Consider the following 16,360-nt stretch of genomic DNA (forward strand, 5'->3'; position numbering starts at 1 on the left):
GATGCTGCGTACATCAGCGTCGCGCGTGCTCGACGACAGCGACCGGGACGAAGTGCTCGCCCTGCTCGACACCGATCCGGTCACCAACGTCTTCGTCGCCTCGCGGGTGCGGACCGTGGGTCTGAACCCTGCGAGGCTCGGCGGGCAGATGTGGGGGTTCGGGCCGCGCGGCGGTCTCGTCTCGCTCTGTTACGCCGGTGCGAACATGGTGCCGGTCAACGCCGGTCCTGAAGCCGTGCACGCCTTCGCCGACCGCGCCCGCAAGCAGGGCCGCCGTTGCTCGTCCATCGTCGGGCCCGCCGACGCGGTCTCGCTGCTGTGGGAGTGGCTGGAGCCGCACTGGGGCAGGGCCCGTGCGATCCGCTGGGCGCAGCCGCTGATGTCCACCGCGCAGCAGCCGCCGGTCGCCGCCGACCCGCTGGTGCGGCGGGTCAGGCCGGACGAGTTCGACATCCTGCTGCCGGCCTGCGTCGCGATGTTCACTGAGGAGGTGGGCATCTCGCCCAACCTCGGCGACGGCGGCGCCCTCTACCGCACCAGGGTCGCCGAGCTGATCCGCATCGGCAGGTCCTACGCCCGCATCGACGGCGGGCGCGTGGTGTTCAAGGCGGAGATCGGCGCCGTCACCCCGCAGGCGTGCCAGATCCAGGGCGTCTGGGTGGCCCCCGAACTGCGCGGGCAGGGGCACGCGGTGGCGGGCATGGCCGCGGTCGTGGAGGCCGCGCTCGCCGCGTTCGCGCCCGTGGTCTCGCTCTACGTCAACGACTTCAACCACTCGGCGCGGGCCGTCTACAGGAAGGTGGGCTTCCGCGAGGTCGACACCTTCATGTCCGTGCTGTTCTAGAGCCGTACCAGCTTGGCGAAGAGCCGGGCCAGCTCGCTGTCAGGGTCGGCGGTGAGGCCCGCGTGCACCGGGCCCGTCTGGACGATCGTGCTGCGGGGCGCCGTCAGCCAGCGGAACCTGCCGCCCAGCGACTCCCTGGCCAGCGGGCCCGCCTCCGCGCCGCAGGCCAGCTCGTAGGCGTCCAGCGCCCGGCGGACGCTGTCGATGTCCGCGTCGGGGTCCAGCGCGCGCAGCCGGACCGCGTCCAGCTCGACGCGGGCGCACAGGTAGTCGCGGGGCTGGCAGTACAGCAGGACGCCCGCGTTGATCAGTTCGCCGCGCTCGACCTTCGGCACCACGCGGATCACCGCGTACTCGTAGACGTCCCTGTTCACTGGGCGCCTCCCTTCCCGGGCCCGGAGCCGGTCGCCGGGGTGCGAGCCGGCACGCCGGTGAGCCACTCGCGCGGGCCGTGCGCGCGGCTCAGCAGGTGGTCGACGTAGGCGTCGCGGACAGCCTGCGGCGAGTCGAAGCCCGGCTCGCCGTCGAGCCACACGTCCGGCACCAGGGCGGTCACCGTCTGGAGCAGCTCCGGGGTGATCCGCGCCGCCAGCTCGTCGCCCGCCGCGCGGACGTCCGTGGCGAACGGCGCCAGGACGTGGTCGCCGACGTCGAACGGGCGTTGCGGGTCGGCCGTCTTCCAGTTGTAGTGGAACCAGAGGGACGCGCCGTGGTCGATCAGCCAGACGTCGCGGTGCCAGACCAGGAGGTTGGGGTTGCGCCAGCTCCGGTCGATGTTGTGGATCAGCCCGTCGAACCACACCACCTTGGACGCGAACCCCTCGTCGGGGGCCCAGGTGAGCGGCTCGAAGCCGAGCGCGCCGGGGAGGAAGTCGACGGCGAGGTTCAGGCCGACGCTCGCCTTGAGCAGGTCCTGGACCTCCTCGTCGGGCTCGCGGACGCTGAGCTGGGCGTCGAGTTCGATCAACTTCAGCTCGGGGGTGCGCAGGCCGAGCCGCCTGCCCAGCTCGCCCGCGATGATCTCGGCCACCAGGACGCGGCGGCCCTGCCCGGCCTCGCGGAACTTCACCACGTAGGTGCCCAGGTCGTCGGCCTCTACCACCCCTGGCAGCGACCCGCCCTCTCTCAGCGGCGTCACATACCGCGTCGCCGTAATCTCTCCCAGCACGCCAAGAGCGTATCCGGTCTGTGTTGTGTGAGTGATCTGCGACTGTGTTCGGCGTTTGTCGGCCTTGTTTCTTGTACGGCTTCGCATGGGTTGCCCGGCCCGCCGTCGTTGGTGGGCGTCTGTCCAGCGCTGGTCGTGAGGGCTCACGGGGTTCTCGCCGTTACAACGCGTTCTTGGCCGGAAATCCCTCCTGGCCGTCGTCGGCAATCGCCCTGGGAAGGCCGAGCAGCGGGGGCAGGCTGCTGTGCCTGGCCCCCGCCGCGGGGTCAGGTGCCCCAGCGCCTGACGTTGGACTGCTCGGCGTCCCGGATGATGCCGGTCGCGTCGTGCAGGGCGGGGCCGAAGCGCTGCATCGTGTCGCCCATCGTGGTCACGGCCTCGTTCCAGTTCCGCTTGGCCTCCAGGTAGACGCCCTTCGCGGCGCCGTCCCAGGTTTCCAGGACCTTCAGGTCCGCCTCCAGGTCGGTCAGCTCGCCGACCAGGTTGCCGTAGGCCCGTCCGAGTTCCGCCGCGATCTCCTCCATCTCGTCGAAATTGGCGAGAATGATCTCTCCGCCGCCGGTCATCGCGATCCCTTCCTCACATCGGTCGTGTTAGCGGACGCTGCCTAGCGGACACTGCCGCCGTTGAGCGCAGCCATGAGGTTCTGCGCGACCTCGCGCGCCCCCGTGGTGGCCTCCTCGTACTGGATCCCGGAGCCTCTGAGGTTCTCCGCGATCATGTGCAGCGCGTCGATGACCTTCTTGAACTGCGGGTTCCACTCGTTGAGCACCTGCGCGTAGACCGTGGCGGACTCGCCCTTCCACGACGCGCCGAGCTGCTCGGGGATCTGGACCAGCCTGTTGTGGATCTGTGTGATGTTCTCGTGCGCGGTGAGCGCACGTGCGGCCGCGTCGTGCTGACTTCCCTGCTGATAGGTAGTCGGCTGCGTCACGGTTCACCTCCTGAACAGTTGTTATTCGTAATATGGCCAACATAGGCGCCGACGGGATCCGGAAGTTTCGATTTCGGGTTTCCTGGAAATGTTCGCCGGCAATTCGGAGTGCGTAAGACAGGCCCGTGGCTGTTGTCGGCAGGGCCCCTGTTTCTTGCATTCAGCGAGCACCCTGAGCAGATGTTCGGCGTGGCCGGGGCCGGGTGTTCCATAAATGGAGGCCTGGCATTTGCCTGCCGGGCAGTACGCCCTCGCCTTGGCGTGCCCGGCGGACCCCTGGATTCGCCGGCCCGCCCGCCGCATCTGCAGCGCCGCCGCCTGCACCTCCTTGTTCGGCATCCCCTTGACGGGGCCCGAGCCCTTCTGCGCCATGGGCGAGGTCATCGCGACCGGCGGCCCCTTCGGCTCCTGCCGCAGGGCGTTCCTCGGCAGGCCCGCGAGCGCGGTCCGCGGCTCCGTCATCGCCCGCAGTCTGGTGGTGACGTCGGTGAGGGGTTCGGTGACGTGGCGGCGGAGTGCCGGGGGTGAGGGTGTGGTCGACGCTGTCGCTGTGGGTGGTGACGTTGCCCCGTCCTGCAGCGTCGCGGCGGGGTCCGCCGGCGACGACGCATCGACGGAAACTCGTTGCGCATGTCCGGCAGCTTAATCACCGCCGACCGGATTGAGCCCTCAGTTTGAACTTCCTTGAAGCGTCATGTCTTCGGCGATTGTCGTGCGTAGGCTCTGCCTTATTGATTGGGCATTCTCCGGTGCAGGAGAAAAAATGTCGGACTGGTCATCGCGTCAGGACATCGAGAATGTCGACCGCACCGTCGAGGAGCGGAAGCGGGGACGCGGAGAATCCAAGAGGCGCATGCACGGATGGCCGAGCTGACCGGCGAGGGGAGCAGCGACGACGCCCTCGTCGAGGCGGTCACCGACGCCGAGGGGCAGCTGAAGGAGATCACGGTGAACCCGCGGATCATGAGGCTGGGTAGTGAGGCCGTCGCCCGCGGCGTGATGGAGGCCGTCCAGCGGGCCCAGCAGGACGCCAAGGCGAAGGCGAAGAGCCTCCTCACGCGGGTGCAGCCCCTGGACTCCGCGATCGTGGACGAGCGGATCGCGGAGATCGCCGACGAGCTGGCCCGGCACGAGCGCGGCCTCGCCTGAGCGGCGGCGTCACCCAGGCGCGAGCCGATCGCCCGGACCGGGGAAGGCGTCACATCTTGGCGATGACCTCCTCGGCGAAGCGCTCCATGGTGGCGACCTTGAGTGCCAGGCTGCCCTCGCCGTACCGGGCCTTCTCCTCCGGCGTGGCCAGCCACCACGGGGCGGCCATCGTGCCGGTGACCCCCTTGGCGGCCAGGCGGCGATAGGTGCCGGCGTCCGGCATGGCGGCCAGCGGGGCGATGATCTCGAACTCTCCCGTCCTGCCGTGCTGGTCCAGCAGGTCGCGTAACGTGGCGAGCACCTCGTCCAGCTGCTCCTCCGTGTAGATGCGGTTGCCGATCCAGCCGTCGCCCAGCCGGGCGGCCCGCTTCAGCGCCGCCTCGCTGTCGCCGCCGACGAGCACGGGGATCGGCTTGGCGGGAGTCGGCGCGATGGACAGCTCGGGGAGGCCGTCGAGCGTGACCACGCGCCCCGACCACAGCTCGCGCAGCACCGGGATCATCGCGTTGAGCCGCCGCCCCCGGGTGTGGAAGTCCTGGCCGGTGGCCGTGAACTCCTCCTCGCACCAGCCGACGCCCACGCCGAACGTGACCCGGTCGCCGGAGAGCACCGCCGCCGTGGACACCTGCTTGGCCACGGTGAACAGGTCACGGGCGGGGGCGATGTAGACGTTCGGGGCGAAGCGCAGCGTGCTGGTCACCGAGGACATCGCGCCGATCGTCACCCACACGTCCGGCCAGTGCGTGGCGGCGTCCCAGCGGGGCTTGCCCGACTTCGAGTACGGGTACGGCGTCTGGAAGTCCGCGTAGAAGAGGTGATCGGACAGTGTGAGCGTGTCGAACCCGAACCGTTCGGCGGCCCTGGCGAGCTCCACGAACTGGTCGGTGTCGGCGAACGACGCGCCAAGCCAGAATCTCACTGGAACTCCGGGATGACCTTGGTGGCGAACAGTTCCAGGTTGCGCTTGACCGTGTCGAGCGGCAGGACTCCCTGCTGGCCCTGCATGTAGAGGCCGAACCATTCCAGGTGTGGCATCCGGTCGAGCATGCGCTGGATGCCGCGCTTGACGTCGTCGGGGGTGCCGAACAGGGCCATCTCGACGTCGTTCATCCGCTTGGCGTCGCCCTTCTCGGGGGAGATGGGCTGGTGCTTCTCGTCCTCCTTCTTGCGGAGCACCTCCAGGTAGCCGAAGGGGCCGAAGAAGGCGGCGAAGTCCTTGGGGATGCTCCGGCCGAAGGTGTTGATCGCCTCTTCGGTCGTGTCGGCGATGCCGACGATCTTCAGGATGCCGGTGTGCTCGCCGAGCTTGTAGTCGCGGCCCTGCCTGGCGGACTCCTCCTGGTAGAGCTTGGCCTTGGCGGCGTGGTCGTCGGGGTTGGGGGTGAACATCCAGGGCAGGATGTTCTCCTGCGCGGCCCTGATCACCGAGCGGTCGGAGATCGTGAACGGCTGCCAGAGCTCCGGGTGCGGGTTCTGGTACGGCCGGGGGCAGACGGAGACGGCCTGGATCTTCCCGTCCTCCGACACCTCGCCGGGCGCGCCGAACGTCCGCGTCCAGTCCAGCGCGGGCCAGCCCTCGATGCCGTCGTAGGGGTAGGGCACCTCGTAGTCGAGCACGTCGGACTTGTAGCGGATGGTCTCCTGCGTCCACGCCATCTTCATGATCTTCAGGACCTCGCCGAAGACGTCGAAGTTGCGCGTGTCGGTGGCGGAGCCGTCGGAGCGGGCGGCCGCCGCGTGCCATCGCTGGCCCAGGACGTTCATCCACCGGTTCTGGTAGCCCCTCGCCACGCCGAGCCGCAACCGTCCCTTGGAGAACTGGTCGAGCAGCGCCACGTCCTCGGCGGCCCTGATCGGGTCCCAGGCGGGCAGCACCATGCCGAGCGGCGCGAGCAGGATGCGCTCGGTCCTGGCGGCAAGGTCGGTGAGGAACATCAGCGGGTTGACCGAGAACTCCATCCCCTCGGAGTGGAAGTGGTGCTCGGTCATCATCAGCGCGTCGAACCCGATCTGGTCGGCGTGCACGGCGATCTCCCGGACCTCGTGCAGCAGCCGCTGGTACGACTCCGTGTCACGCCCGATGGGACGCCTGGCCCTGGCGTTCTCCTCGGCGGCGTATCCGGAGCCGGGGATCTGCGGATTCAGGAAAATGGAAAACTTCACCGGGAGACCTCTTTCCGCGGGGCGTTTCTCTGTCCGGCAAGCTACTCTAGAAATGTTAGCCGAGCAATCGCTTGGTTGACATGAGAGGGGGGTCGCATGCGGCTGGGCGTCACGATGTTCACCACGGACCTGAGCATGCCGGTCGCCGACCTGGCCAGAGCCGCCGAGGAACGCGGGTTCGCCTCGCTCTACGTCCCCGAGCACACGCACATCCCGGTCTCGCGCCGCACGCCGCCCCCCGGCGGGCAGGACGTCCTGCCCGAGGAGTACAAGCGCACGCTCGATCCGCTGGTGGCCCTGTCGTTCGCCGCCGCCGCGACCGAGCGGCTGACCGTCGGCACCGGCGTCCTACTCGCCGCCCAGCGCGACCCCATCGTGACCGCCAAGGCCATCGCCACCCTCGACCACCTGTCGGGCGGACGGGTGGTGGTCGGCGTCGGGTTCGGCTGGAACGTCGAGGAGATCGCCAACCACGGCGTCGCCTACCGGACGCGCCGGGACGTCACGCGGCGCAACGTGCTCGCCATGCGGGCGCTGTGGCGCGACGAGGTGGCCGAGTTCGACGGGTTCGAGCCGTCCTGGTCGTGGCCGAAGCCGGTCTCCGGGCCGCCCGTGTACCTCGGCGGCGCGGCAGGCCCGAAGCTGTTCGCGCACATCGCCGAGTACGCGGACGGCTGGATGCCGATCGGCGGCAGGGGCATCAGGGCCGCCCTGCCCGCTCTGGCGGAGGCGTGCGAGAAGGCCGGGCGGCCGATGGCCCGGGTCATCCCGTTCGGGACGCTGCCGACCAGGGAGAAGCTCGACTACTACGCCGGGCTCGGCATCGAGGAGGCGGTGGCCACGCTGCCCAGCGGCCCGCCCGACGCGGTGCTCTCGCTCCTGGACGAGTACGCCCGCCTCCTCTGATCCCTGCCATAATTGCGCCCTATGCCCGAGCTTCGCGCCGACGACCCACGCAGGCTCGGGCCGTACCGGCTGTCGGGTCGGCTCGGCCAGGGTGGGCAGGGCGTCGTCTACCTCGGCCACTCCCACAACGCGACGCCGGTGGCGATCAAGCTGCTGCACACCAGCATGTCCGCCGACCCCGCCGCGCGGCGCAGGTTCCTCGGCGAGGCGGAGGCGGTGCGTCGGGTGGCGCCGTTCTGCACGGCCCAGCTGCTCGACGCGCAACTCGAGGGCGACCGGCCGTACCTGGTCAGCGAGTACGTCGACGGGCCGTCGCTCAGGGAGCACGTGATCGCGAGCGGGCCGCGCACCGGGGGCTCGCTGGATCGCCTGGCGATCGGCACCGCGACCGCTCTCGGGGCCATCCACCGGGCGGGCGTCGTGCACCGCGACTTCAAGCCGGGCAACGTGCTGCTCGGCCTCGACGGGCCGCGCGTGATCGACTTCGGTGTGTCCCAGCTGATGGACACGACGGCCACCACCGGCCGGATCCTCGTCGGCAGCCCCGCCTACCTGTCGCCCGAACGCATCAAGGGCGAACCCGCCGGGCCGCCCGCCGACCTGTACGCCTGGGCGCTGACGGTCGCCTACACCGCCACCGGCAGGCACGCCTTCACGGCCGACACCTCCCAGGAGGTGCTGGCCAGGATCCTGTTCGGCAGGCCGGACCTCGGGCCGCTGCCCGGCCGGCTCCGCGAGATCGTCGACGCCTGCCTCGCGCCCGAGCCCGGCGACCGGCCGGACGCCGAGGAGGTGCTGCGGCTGCTGCTGGGCCAGCAGGCGGGGAGCGACGTGCTGTCCTCAGGCGCCAGGGCGGCCATCACCCGCCCCGACGGCACCGGCGCGGTCAGCGCCCGACCCGACGGCACCGGCGCGGTCACCGCCCGGACCGGCGGCACCGGCGCGGCCGGCACCCAGACGGACAGCATCGGGGCCGCCATCGCCGCGACCGGCCCGGGAGTTGAGACGGGGACGATCACCTCTCCCGGCGCGGACCCCCAGGCCACGAGAGGTGACTCCGCGGGCGTCCGGCCCCGGCGGCGGGTGCGCTGGTGGCAGGTGGTCGTCGCCGTGGCCGGAGTCGCCATGGGCGCGGCCGGGTTCGTCCTCTGGCTCAGGGGCGCGCAGAGCCCCGGCCTGGACGGGACGTGGACCGGATCGGCCGAACACCCCACCGCCGGGCGCGTCTTCCCCGTCGAGATCCACCTCGACCGCGGCGGCACGTCCAGCATGCGATGGGGGTCGGACCTGCACTGCTCGGGTCGGCTCGGCCCCACCAGCAGCGAGCTGGTGTTCACGCTCGGCCAGGTGAGCGGAGACCAGTGCTACCCGGGCACGCTCCGGATGCTCCCGTCGGCCGACTCGAACCAGGTGGTCATCAAGGTGACACGGCAAGGTGACGTGGACGTCACCTATTCGGGCAAGGTCTCACGCTCCTCCTGACCGCGAGTGTCACGGTCAGGTGGCGATTGGCCGCGAAAGCCCCCGCCACCGTTGACCTTTCGGCTTCCCTTGCTTTCAGTGGAAGGTGAAGATGGGGTGGCGGCGAGGGGAGGCGCCCCGTGCCAACGGCGCAGCCGCTCAGAACGGGGGACCCGCAGCGACTCGGAGCGTATGAGTTGCGCGGGCGGCTGGGTGAGGGCGGCCAGGGCGTGGTGTTCCTCGGCACGAGTGGCGAGGAGAGCTACGCGGTCAAACTGCTGCACGGGCCCGTGGGAGACGAACGGGCCGCGTTCCTGCGCGAGGTGGAGCTGGCCAAGCACGTCGCGCGGTTCTGCACGGCCCAGGTGATCGACGCCGGGTTCGACGAGGGCAGGGCGTACATCGTCAGCGAGTACGTCGACGGGCCCTCGTTGGCGCGGGAGGTCGCGCTGACCGGGCCGCGCCGGGCGGGCGCGCTGGAACGGCTGGCGGTCGGCACCGCGACGGCGCTGGCGGCGATCCACCGCGCCGGGATCGTCCACAGGGACTTCAAGCCGCAGAACGTGCTGCTCGGCGCCGACGGGCCGCGCGTGATCGACTTCGGGCTGGCCAGGGCGCTTGACGCGGCGGCGACCGTGAGCGGGCGCGGGGTGGGCACCCCCGCCTACATGGCGCCCGAGCAGATCACCGCGTCGGCGGTGACCGGGGCGGCGGACGTGTTCTCCTGGGGCGCCACGATGTGCTTCGCGGCCAACGCGTCCGCGCCGTTCGGGCAGGACTCGGTCGCGCCCGTGCTGCACCGCATCCTGACGGCGCCGCCCGCTCTGGGACGGCTCGACGGGCAACTGCGTGAGCTGGTGGAGTCGTGCCTGGACAAGGACGCCCGCAACCGGCCCACCAGCAGGGAGCTGCTGCTGGCGCTGCTGGGCGGCTCCGAGGGCGTGCCGGCGGAGGTGCTGCGCTCGCCTCCACCGCACATCCTGCGCGCGGACCCCTTCCCGCCGCCGCTGTCGATCCCGGCGCAGCGCGACCGGTGGTTCGGGAGCGAGTCCGAGGTCCGGCAGGACGAAGAGGGCGGCGCGGCTTCACCGTCCCAGGGGAACGGTCCTGAGGCGCCGTCCCGGTGGGATGGGCGGTTCGGGGCCGGTCCCGCGTCCAGTTCGGCGCCCGTCGCCCGGCCCGAGGCGACCGGCGCGGCCGCCGGCTACCACCTGGCCCTCTCACAGCCCGCCCCGGCGCAGTCGCAGGACCCGCCGTGGCCGCCGGCCCCCGGCGGCGGGGACGACGGAACAGGCGACGGCAGGGGCCGCGCCTGGAGGCGGGCGGGCCTCGCCGCCGGGGCGGCGGTGCTGGTCAGCGCGGCGGTGCTGGTCACCGTGGTGGCGCCGGCGCTCAGGCGGGACGTCGCGCGGCCGCAGGCGGCGGCGACCCCCACGGTGATCGCGACGGACTCGCCGACGCCCCAGGAGAGCACGACGGCCGCGCCCACACCCCGCACGAACACCTCAAGCCCCCCGGAGGAGCCGCCCGGCTCCCAGCACCCCAGAGGCTCGTCCGAGCCGCCGCCCGTGGCGCCCGCCTCGGTGAGCGTGCCCGCGCTCGCGGGGCTGGACCGTTCCGCGGCGATCAAGGCGATCAAGCGGTCCGGGCTGTCGGTGGGCACCGTGACCCAGGTGGACTCGGCGAAGCCGATCGGCCAGGTGCTGGTCAGCGAGCCCGCCCTGGGAGCCGCCGTGCCGAAGGGCTCCAGGGTGTCGTTGCAGGTGTCGGCGGGGCTGGTGGTGCCGGCGGTCACCGGGCAGCAGTCCAAGCCCGCGCAGGCGGCGCTGACCAGCGCCGGGCTGTCGGTGGGCGCGATCACCCGGTCGTGCTCCACGCTGCCGGACGGCCAGGTGATCGCCAGCAGGCCGGAGGCGGGCCGCAGGGTCTCGGGTGGCAGCCCGGTGGCCCTGGTCGTCGCCCGTCAGGGGGCGACGGTGCCGTCCGTCGTCGGCCGGTCGCGGGAGGACGCGAGCGCCGCCCTCCGCGACGCGGGCTTCGCGGTGCGGTCGAAGAGCCAGGTCGTGGACGATCCGGAGCGGGTCGACACCGTCCTGGCGCAGAGTGCCGGCGCGGGCTCCTGCGCCGAGGCGGGCAGCACGGTCGTCCTGACCGTCGGGGTCGCCGGGCAGAGCGACCCCGACCCGACGGAACCCTCGGAGCCGCCGCCCTCGCCGACCCCCACCGCGTCGGGTGAGCGGTAGCCGCCTACTTCAGCGCGCCCGCCGTCAGGCCCGTGACGATGCGGCGCTGGAAGAACAGGACGAGCAGCACCAGCGGGATCGTCACCAGGACGCCCGCCGCCATCTGCGTGCCGAACGGGGTGTCGAACTTGGCGGCGCCGGTGAACTGGGCGATGCGGACGGTCGCCGTCTGCCGCGACTGGTCGTTGACCATGGTGACCGCGATGATGAACTCGTTCCAGGTGGCGATGAAGGCCAGGATCGCGGTGGTGAAGATGCCCGGGGCCGCCAGGGGCAGCATCACGCGGCGGAAGGCGGTGAACGGGGTGCAGCCGTCGATCTGGGCGGCCTGTTCCAGCTCGTAGGGCATCTGGCGGAAGAAGGTGGTCAGGTTCCAGATGGTCAGCGGCAGGGCGAAGGACATCGAGGGGACGATCATCGCCTGGTAGGAGTTGATCCAGCCGATCGCGGTGAACAGCTTCAGCAGCGGGACGATCAGCAGCGCCCCGGGGAACATCGAGACCGCGATCACCAGGGCGAGGATCACGTTCTTGCCCCGGAACTGCAGCCTGGCCAGCGCGTACGCCGCCAGCGTGCCGATCACGAGGGTGACCGCGGTGGTGGTCGCCGCCACGATGAGGCTGTTGCCGAGCGACTGGCCGAAGCCCATGCCCTCGGCGAAGACCGCGTCGTAGCTCTCCAGCGACCACGGCGCAGGAAATGGTGATTTGTCGTAAATGTCGGAGGTGCGGCGGAAGCTCGACACCACCATCCAGTAGAACGGCACCAGGCAGTACAACGCGATGCCGATCATGCCCGCCCTACGCGTCATCGCCGGCCTCCTTCCTCCGCGCCCGCACATCGCTCAGCAGGTCGGCTCCGAGCAGCTTGACGAACACGAACGCGATCAGCGCGATGTAGACGAACAGCGCCGTGCCGTAGGCCGAGGCCGGCCCGTAGTGGACGCGGGTCGCCTCGTCCCAGATCAGCCCCGACAGCGTCTCGACCGACTCCTTGCGCGGCCCGATGAGCACGTACGGCAGGTCGAAGACGCGCAGCGCGTCCATCAGCCTGAACAGGACCGCGACCAGCAGCGCGGGCTTGACCAGCGGCAGCGTGATGCGCCAGAACTGCTGCCTGGGCGTGGCCCCGTCGACCCTGGCGGCCTCGTAGACCTCGCCGGGGATGATCTGCAGGCCCGCCAGCACGAGCAGCCCCACGAACGGCGCCGTCTTCCAGGTGTCGGCGACGACGACGGCCAGCTTGGCCCAGGCGCCGTCGGCGGTCCACAGGATGTCGGTGCCGAGCAGCGCGTTCGCCACCCCGTCGGCCTGGAAGATCCACTTCCACATCAGCCCCGACACGGCGGTCGGCACCGCCCACGGGACGAGGATGCTGGCCCGCAGCAGCGCCCGCCCGCGGAAGGCGCGCTGCATGACCAGCGCCATCGCGACCCCGAGCACGACCTCCAGCGCGACGGTCACCACGGTGAACAGCGTCGTGTTGAAGGCCGCGTTCAGGAACCGGGCGCCCACCACCCCGGCGTAGTTGGCCGCCCCGGCGAACTGCTCGCCCTCCACCACGAAACCGTCGGCGTCGAGGGTCTGCCCGCTGGCGTAGAACGACTCGCGCATGGCCGACACCAGCGGGTAGAAGACCACGAGCGCGAGCACGATCAACGTGGGCGAGAGCATGGCGGCGGCCAGCCACGACTGCCCGCGTGGGGCAGCGCGTCCGTGCCGGGAACGCCGCCGCGCGTCGGCGGGGCGGGTCGCGGTGAGCACCGGTTCTCTCCTCCTCGTACGGGCGAACTGCTGGGCGGCGGGCTACTTGAGCAGCGGGCCGAGCGCGGTCTGCAGCTCGGTCAGGGCCTGGTCGACGGGCTTGGCGCCCGAGACGATCGCGTACGCCGACTCCTGGATCGCGGCGGTGACGTCGCCGTACTTGACCGCCTTGGGACGCGGCTTGGCGGCGAGGATGCCCTCCTTGAGCGCGGGCAGGTACGGGTACTTCTTGATCAGCTCGGGGTCCTCGTAGATCGCGGTCCTCGGCACCGGCATCGAGCTGGTCTCGGCGAACGCCTTGAGCTGCTCGGCGCTGGTCATGAACGCGATGAAGTCCTTGGCGGTCTGCTTGTGCTTGGAGAACGCCGACACGGCCAGGTTGTTGCCGCCCAGCGTGCCCGCGCCGATGCCGGTGAGCCCGGGGATCGGGGCCACGTTCACCTTGCCCGCGACCTTGCTGGAGCCGTCGGTCTTCTGCGCCGCCTCGTAGCCGTAGGCCCAGTTGCGGTAGAAGAGCAGCTTGCCCTCCTGGAAGGCGACCCGGCCCTCTTCCTCCTTGTAGGTGACGGCCTCCTTGGGGATCATCCCGCTCTTGAAGCCGTCGGCCAGGAACTGCCCGGCCTTCTTCGCCGCGTCGCTGGTCAGCTGCGGCTGGCCGGAGGCGTCGAGGAACTCGCCGCCCGCGGAGTTGACCGCCTCGGAGAAGTTGACGGTCAGGCCCTCGTACTTGTCGAACTGGCCGCTGTAGCAGGCCATGCCCTTCTGCTTGGGCAGCACCTGGTCGCAGAGCTTCTTCATCTCGTCCCAGGTCTTCGGGGGCTCCTTGACCAGGTCCGTGCGGTAGTAGAGCAGCCCGGTGCCGGTGAACAGCGGCATCGCGTACAGCTTGTCGCGATATTTCGCTGTTTCGACAGTGGTGGGGAGGAAGCCGGACACGTCCAGCGGGAGCTCGTCCACCCAGCGGTTGGCGGCGAACTCGCTGGTCCACACCGCGTCGATGAGGATGACGTCACCGGCGTCCGACTTGGTCTGGGCGTTCTGGATGAGCTTGCGGCGCTGCTCGTCGGCGCTCTCCGGCAGCAGGACGACGCTGGCCTTCTCGTTCGGGTGCGCGGCGTTCCACGCGTCCACGATCTTCTGGACCGACTCGGCCTCGAACTTGCCGCTGATGAACGTGATCGGGCCGCGTCCGCCGTCGGACTGGGCGGCCGGCCGGCTCGCCGGGGTGGACGAGCCGCACGCCACCAGGCCGGCGCCGAGCGCCACCACTGCCGCTATGTGCCTTGCTCTCATTGGGGGGTTCCTTCCAGGGTGACGGTCTCGCCGTTGAGCCGCGACCTCTCGGCGGCCCAGGCGATCAGGTGGCTGTGCAGGCTCTCGCTCGGTGAGGAGAGGATAGGGGAGCGATCCCTGCTGGTCACGGCGGACAGGAACGCGTCCACGAGCGCCTCGTCGCCGCCACCGTGGCCGCCGGAGGCCGTCGCGTCGCCCGTCGCGCGGGTGTCGACGGTCTCGGACCGCCCGGTGACGAAGTCGTGGACGATGAGCCGCTCGCCGTCGCCGTCGATCGAGCCGCGGGTGCCGAAGACGCGGGTCTGCCGGTGGGCGGCGGGGGTGAAGGCCGTCATCGTGAAAGCGGCGGTCGCGCCGCCTTCGAACTCCATGTTCACGACCTGGTGGTCGACCGCGTCGTTGTCGCAGGCGTAGACGCACCTGCCGTACGGGCCGGTCCTGAGCGCGTCCAGGACGCCCTGCTCGGAGAGGTCGTCGGTGAGCACCGACAGCGGCCAGACGTCCTGGCCGGCCAGCGGCAGGTAGATGCGCTTGGCCGAGTACGGGCAGCCGGCCTCCACCGGGCAGTCGAGGCAGCGGTCGGTCGCGCCCTCCGGCCGGTTCTCGGCGCGGAAGTGCTTGAGCCCGCCGAACGAGGAGACCCTGGTGACCTGCTTGCCGGTGAGGTGCACCAGCCAGTCGAGATCGTGGCAGGACTTGGCGAGCAGCATGAACGTCGACTCGTCGGCCCTGCGCCAGTTGCCACGGACGTAGGAGTGCGCCTGGTGCCACCAGCCGACCGGCTCCAGATGCTGGATGCTGACGATCTCGCCGATCCGTCCCGCGTCGATCAGCGACTTCAGGGCCCGGGTGTACGGGGTGTAACGCAGCACGTGGCAGACCGCGAAGATCGCGCCGGACCGCTCGGCGGCGGCGACGATCTGGCGGCAGTCGTCCTCGGAGACCGCCATCGGCTTCTCCAGCAGGATGTCGTAGCCCAGGTCGGCGAAGCGGACCGCGGGTTCGACGTGCTCCCTGTCCTGGGTCGCGATGATCACGGCGTCCGCCTGCCGGGGGAGCGCGGCCAGTTCCCGCCAGTCGGCGTAGTGCGCCGCTTCGGGGTACCTGGCGCGGCGGCCGGCGGACGGGTCGGCCACCGCCACCACCAGCGCCTGGCCGGACTCGACCGCGTGGCGGGCATAGGAGGTTCCCCGAGAACCCGCGCCCACGACGGCGAGAGTCACCATTACGCCTCCACATATGTAACCAGTTAACGTATGTCGGCCGATGCTAGGATCCAGGCTGGTAACCGTCAATAGGGAAGTTATGAGAAGGGGTCTCATAAGTGACCGAGCTCCGGCCGGGTGACGCTTCGCTGCTGCGCAAGGTGAACACCCAGGTCACGCTCAGAGCCCTGCGACGGGAGGGGCTGGCCACGCTCACACAGCTCGGCCGGATCACCGGGCTGTCCAGGCAGACCGTCGAGGCGGTGCTCGACGAGCTGGGCGAGCGCGGCTGGGTCAGGGAGGCCCCGCCCGACGAGGGCGCGATGGGACGTCCCGCCCGCCGGTACGGCTTCCGCGCCGACGCCGGCTACGTGCTGGGTGTCGACGTGGGCGGCGACAGGATCGTGGTCTCCCTGGCCGACCTCAACGGCGAGGTGCTCGCCTGCGAGCGGACCGGCGTCGCCGACGGCGCCCCGGCCCCCGAACGGCTCGAGGCCGCCCGCAGCGCCTCGCTGGCCTGCGTCGACGGCGCCGGAGTCGCGCGGACCCGGATCTGGGCCGTCGCCGCCGGCACCTCCGGCATCGTGGACCGCTCAGGACGGGTCGCGCTGTCGATGTCGCTGCCCGGCTGGACGGGCGTGGACCTCGCCGGGCTGGCAGGCCGGTGGTTCGGCTGCACGGCGCTGGCCGCCAACGACGCGAACCTGGCCGCGCTCGCCGAACACTGGCGCGGCAGCGCCCAGCACGCGTCCGACGTCGTCTACATCCTCGTCGGGCACCGGCCGGGCGCCGGCATCCTCATCGGCGGGCGGCTGCACGCCGGGCGGTCCGGTGCGGCGGGGGAGATCGGCACGCTGCGCCAGGTCGGCTGGGAGGACGCCGCCATGGAGCTGGTCAAGGAGGGCAGCGCGGCCGAGGTCTTCGCCGCGGCCGACGCCGGCGACCAGGGCGCGCTGCGCCGCGTCGACCAGTACGCGGAGAATCTGGCGATCGGCGCGTCCGCGCTGGTGCTGGCCGTCGACCCCGACCTGTTGGTGATCGGCGGCGGCTACTCGCGGGCCGGCGACGTGCTGTTCGGCCCGCTCCGCCGCCACCTGGCGGACCTCTGCGTGAGCGCGCCCGAACTGGTCACGTCCACGTTCGGGGACGAGAGCGTGGCCCTGGGCGCGGTCCGGCTGGCACTCGACCACGTCGAGCGGGAGGTCCTCGGCCTCTAACGGCCGTGGCTCCG

At 71.1% G+C, this 16,360-nt stretch carries 16 protein-coding genes; 6 read left to right on the forward strand and 10 right to left on the reverse strand.

From position 1 onward, the window contains the following. The first annotated feature begins 1 nt into the window (after window position 1). Complete coding sequence (locus ABT294_RS11390; RefSeq protein WP_350805201.1) at window positions 2-844, forward strand: GNAT family N-acetyltransferase; 843 nt, start codon at window positions 2-4, stop codon at window positions 842-844. Here the strand turns inward: ABT294_RS11390 and ABT294_RS11395 are convergent. The 4 genes from ABT294_RS11395 to ABT294_RS11410 all read right to left on the reverse strand — a co-directional run bounded on the left by ABT294_RS11395 (window position 841) and on the right by ABT294_RS11410 (window position 2,946). Beyond that, window positions 841-1,218 carry a DUF3037 domain-containing protein gene (locus tag ABT294_RS11395; RefSeq protein WP_350805203.1) on the reverse strand — a complete coding sequence of 126 codons (378 nt, stop codon included), beginning with the start codon at window positions 1,216-1,218 and terminating at the stop codon, window positions 841-843. The genes ABT294_RS11390 and ABT294_RS11395 overlap by 4 nt on opposite strands. Beyond that, window positions 1,215-2,012 (reverse strand): HipA family kinase, encoded by a 798-nt coding sequence (locus ABT294_RS11400; protein WP_350805204.1) that lies wholly within the window; start codon window positions 2,010-2,012, stop codon window positions 1,215-1,217. The genes ABT294_RS11395 and ABT294_RS11400 overlap by 4 nt, the downstream gene beginning before the upstream one ends. 266 nt (window positions 2,013-2,278) lie before the next feature. Beyond that, window positions 2,279-2,578 (reverse strand): WXG100 family type VII secretion target, encoded by a 300-nt coding sequence (locus ABT294_RS11405; protein WP_350805205.1) that lies wholly within the window; start codon window positions 2,576-2,578, stop codon window positions 2,279-2,281. A gap of 41 nt (window positions 2,579-2,619) precedes the next feature. Next, window positions 2,620-2,946, reverse strand: coding sequence for a WXG100 family type VII secretion target (locus tag ABT294_RS11410; RefSeq protein WP_350805206.1), 327 nt, complete (start codon window positions 2,944-2,946; stop codon window positions 2,620-2,622). Between the two features lie 735 nt (window positions 2,947-3,681). On the opposite strand from ABT294_RS11410, the gene ABT294_RS11415 reads away from it, so the two are divergent. After that, a complete protein-coding gene (locus ABT294_RS11415; RefSeq protein WP_350805207.1) occupies window positions 3,682-4,095 on the forward strand; it encodes a YbaB/EbfC family nucleoid-associated protein in 414 nt (137 codons plus the stop codon). A gap of 49 nt (window positions 4,096-4,144) precedes the next feature. On the opposite strand, the gene ABT294_RS11420 is transcribed toward ABT294_RS11415, so the two are convergent. Together ABT294_RS11420 and ABT294_RS11425 are read right to left on the reverse strand one after the other, a co-directional pair. Further along, complete coding sequence (locus ABT294_RS11420; protein WP_350805208.1) at window positions 4,145-5,014, reverse strand: TIGR03619 family F420-dependent LLM class oxidoreductase; 870 nt, start codon at window positions 5,012-5,014, stop codon at window positions 4,145-4,147. Continuing rightward, entirely contained in the window at window positions 5,011-6,258 is a 1,248-nt protein-coding gene (locus ABT294_RS11425) for an LLM class flavin-dependent oxidoreductase (RefSeq protein ID WP_350805209.1), read from the reverse strand. Before ABT294_RS11425 ends, ABT294_RS11420 begins: the two co-directional genes overlap by 4 nt. A 96-nt stretch (window positions 6,259-6,354) precedes the next feature. Between ABT294_RS11425 and ABT294_RS11430 the strand changes: the two genes are divergently transcribed. The 3 genes from ABT294_RS11430 (at window position 6,355) to ABT294_RS11440 (ending at window position 10,868) form a co-directional block, all read left to right on the forward strand. Next, complete coding sequence (locus ABT294_RS11430; protein WP_350805210.1) at window positions 6,355-7,164, forward strand: TIGR03619 family F420-dependent LLM class oxidoreductase; 810 nt, start codon at window positions 6,355-6,357, stop codon at window positions 7,162-7,164. 21 nt (window positions 7,165-7,185) lie between these two features. Then, a complete protein-coding gene (locus ABT294_RS11435) occupies window positions 7,186-8,646 on the forward strand; it encodes a serine/threonine-protein kinase (protein WP_350805211.1) in 1,461 nt (486 codons plus the stop codon). A 119-nt stretch (window positions 8,647-8,765) separates the two neighbouring features. Continuing rightward, window positions 8,766-10,868 carry a serine/threonine-protein kinase gene (locus ABT294_RS11440; RefSeq protein ID WP_350805212.1) on the forward strand — a complete coding sequence of 701 codons (2,103 nt, stop codon included), beginning with the start codon at window positions 8,766-8,768 and terminating at the stop codon, window positions 10,866-10,868. A 4-nt stretch (window positions 10,869-10,872) separates the two neighbouring features. On the opposite strand, the gene ABT294_RS11445 is transcribed toward ABT294_RS11440, so the two are convergent. The 4 genes from ABT294_RS11445 to ABT294_RS11460 are packed head-to-tail and all read right to left on the reverse strand — an operon-like array spanning window position 10,873 to window position 15,150. Continuing rightward, window positions 10,873-11,679: a carbohydrate ABC transporter permease gene (locus ABT294_RS11445; protein ID WP_350805213.1), complete on the reverse strand. Its 807-nt coding sequence runs from the start codon at window positions 11,677-11,679 to the stop codon at window positions 10,873-10,875. After that, complete coding sequence (locus tag ABT294_RS11450) at window positions 11,669-12,631, reverse strand: carbohydrate ABC transporter permease (RefSeq protein WP_350805215.1); 963 nt, start codon at window positions 12,629-12,631, stop codon at window positions 11,669-11,671. Before ABT294_RS11450 ends, ABT294_RS11445 begins: the two co-directional genes overlap by 11 nt. A gap of 42 nt (window positions 12,632-12,673) precedes the next feature. Next, the gene (locus ABT294_RS11455) at window positions 12,674-13,924 is read right to left on the reverse strand and encodes an ABC transporter substrate-binding protein (RefSeq protein ID WP_350805216.1); all 1,251 of its coding nucleotides are present in this window, start codon (window positions 13,922-13,924) and stop codon (window positions 12,674-12,676) included. Further along, window positions 13,921-15,150: a Gfo/Idh/MocA family protein gene (locus ABT294_RS11460; RefSeq protein WP_350805217.1), complete on the reverse strand. Its 1,230-nt coding sequence runs from the start codon at window positions 15,148-15,150 to the stop codon at window positions 13,921-13,923. Before ABT294_RS11460 ends, ABT294_RS11455 begins: the two co-directional genes overlap by 4 nt. A gap of 98 nt (window positions 15,151-15,248) precedes the next feature. Here ABT294_RS11460 and ABT294_RS11465 point away from each other — a divergent pair, with 98 nt between their 5' ends. Then, window positions 15,249-16,346 carry an ROK family transcriptional regulator gene (locus tag ABT294_RS11465; protein ID WP_350805218.1) on the forward strand — a complete coding sequence of 366 codons (1,098 nt, stop codon included), beginning with the start codon at window positions 15,249-15,251 and terminating at the stop codon, window positions 16,344-16,346. The last annotated feature ends 14 nt before the right edge of the window (window positions 16,347-16,360 follow it).

Origin of the sequence: Nonomuraea sp. NPDC000554 (assembly GCF_040300065.1) — a bacterium.
Lineage (GTDB): Bacteria > Actinomycetota > Actinomycetes > Streptosporangiales > Streptosporangiaceae > Nonomuraea.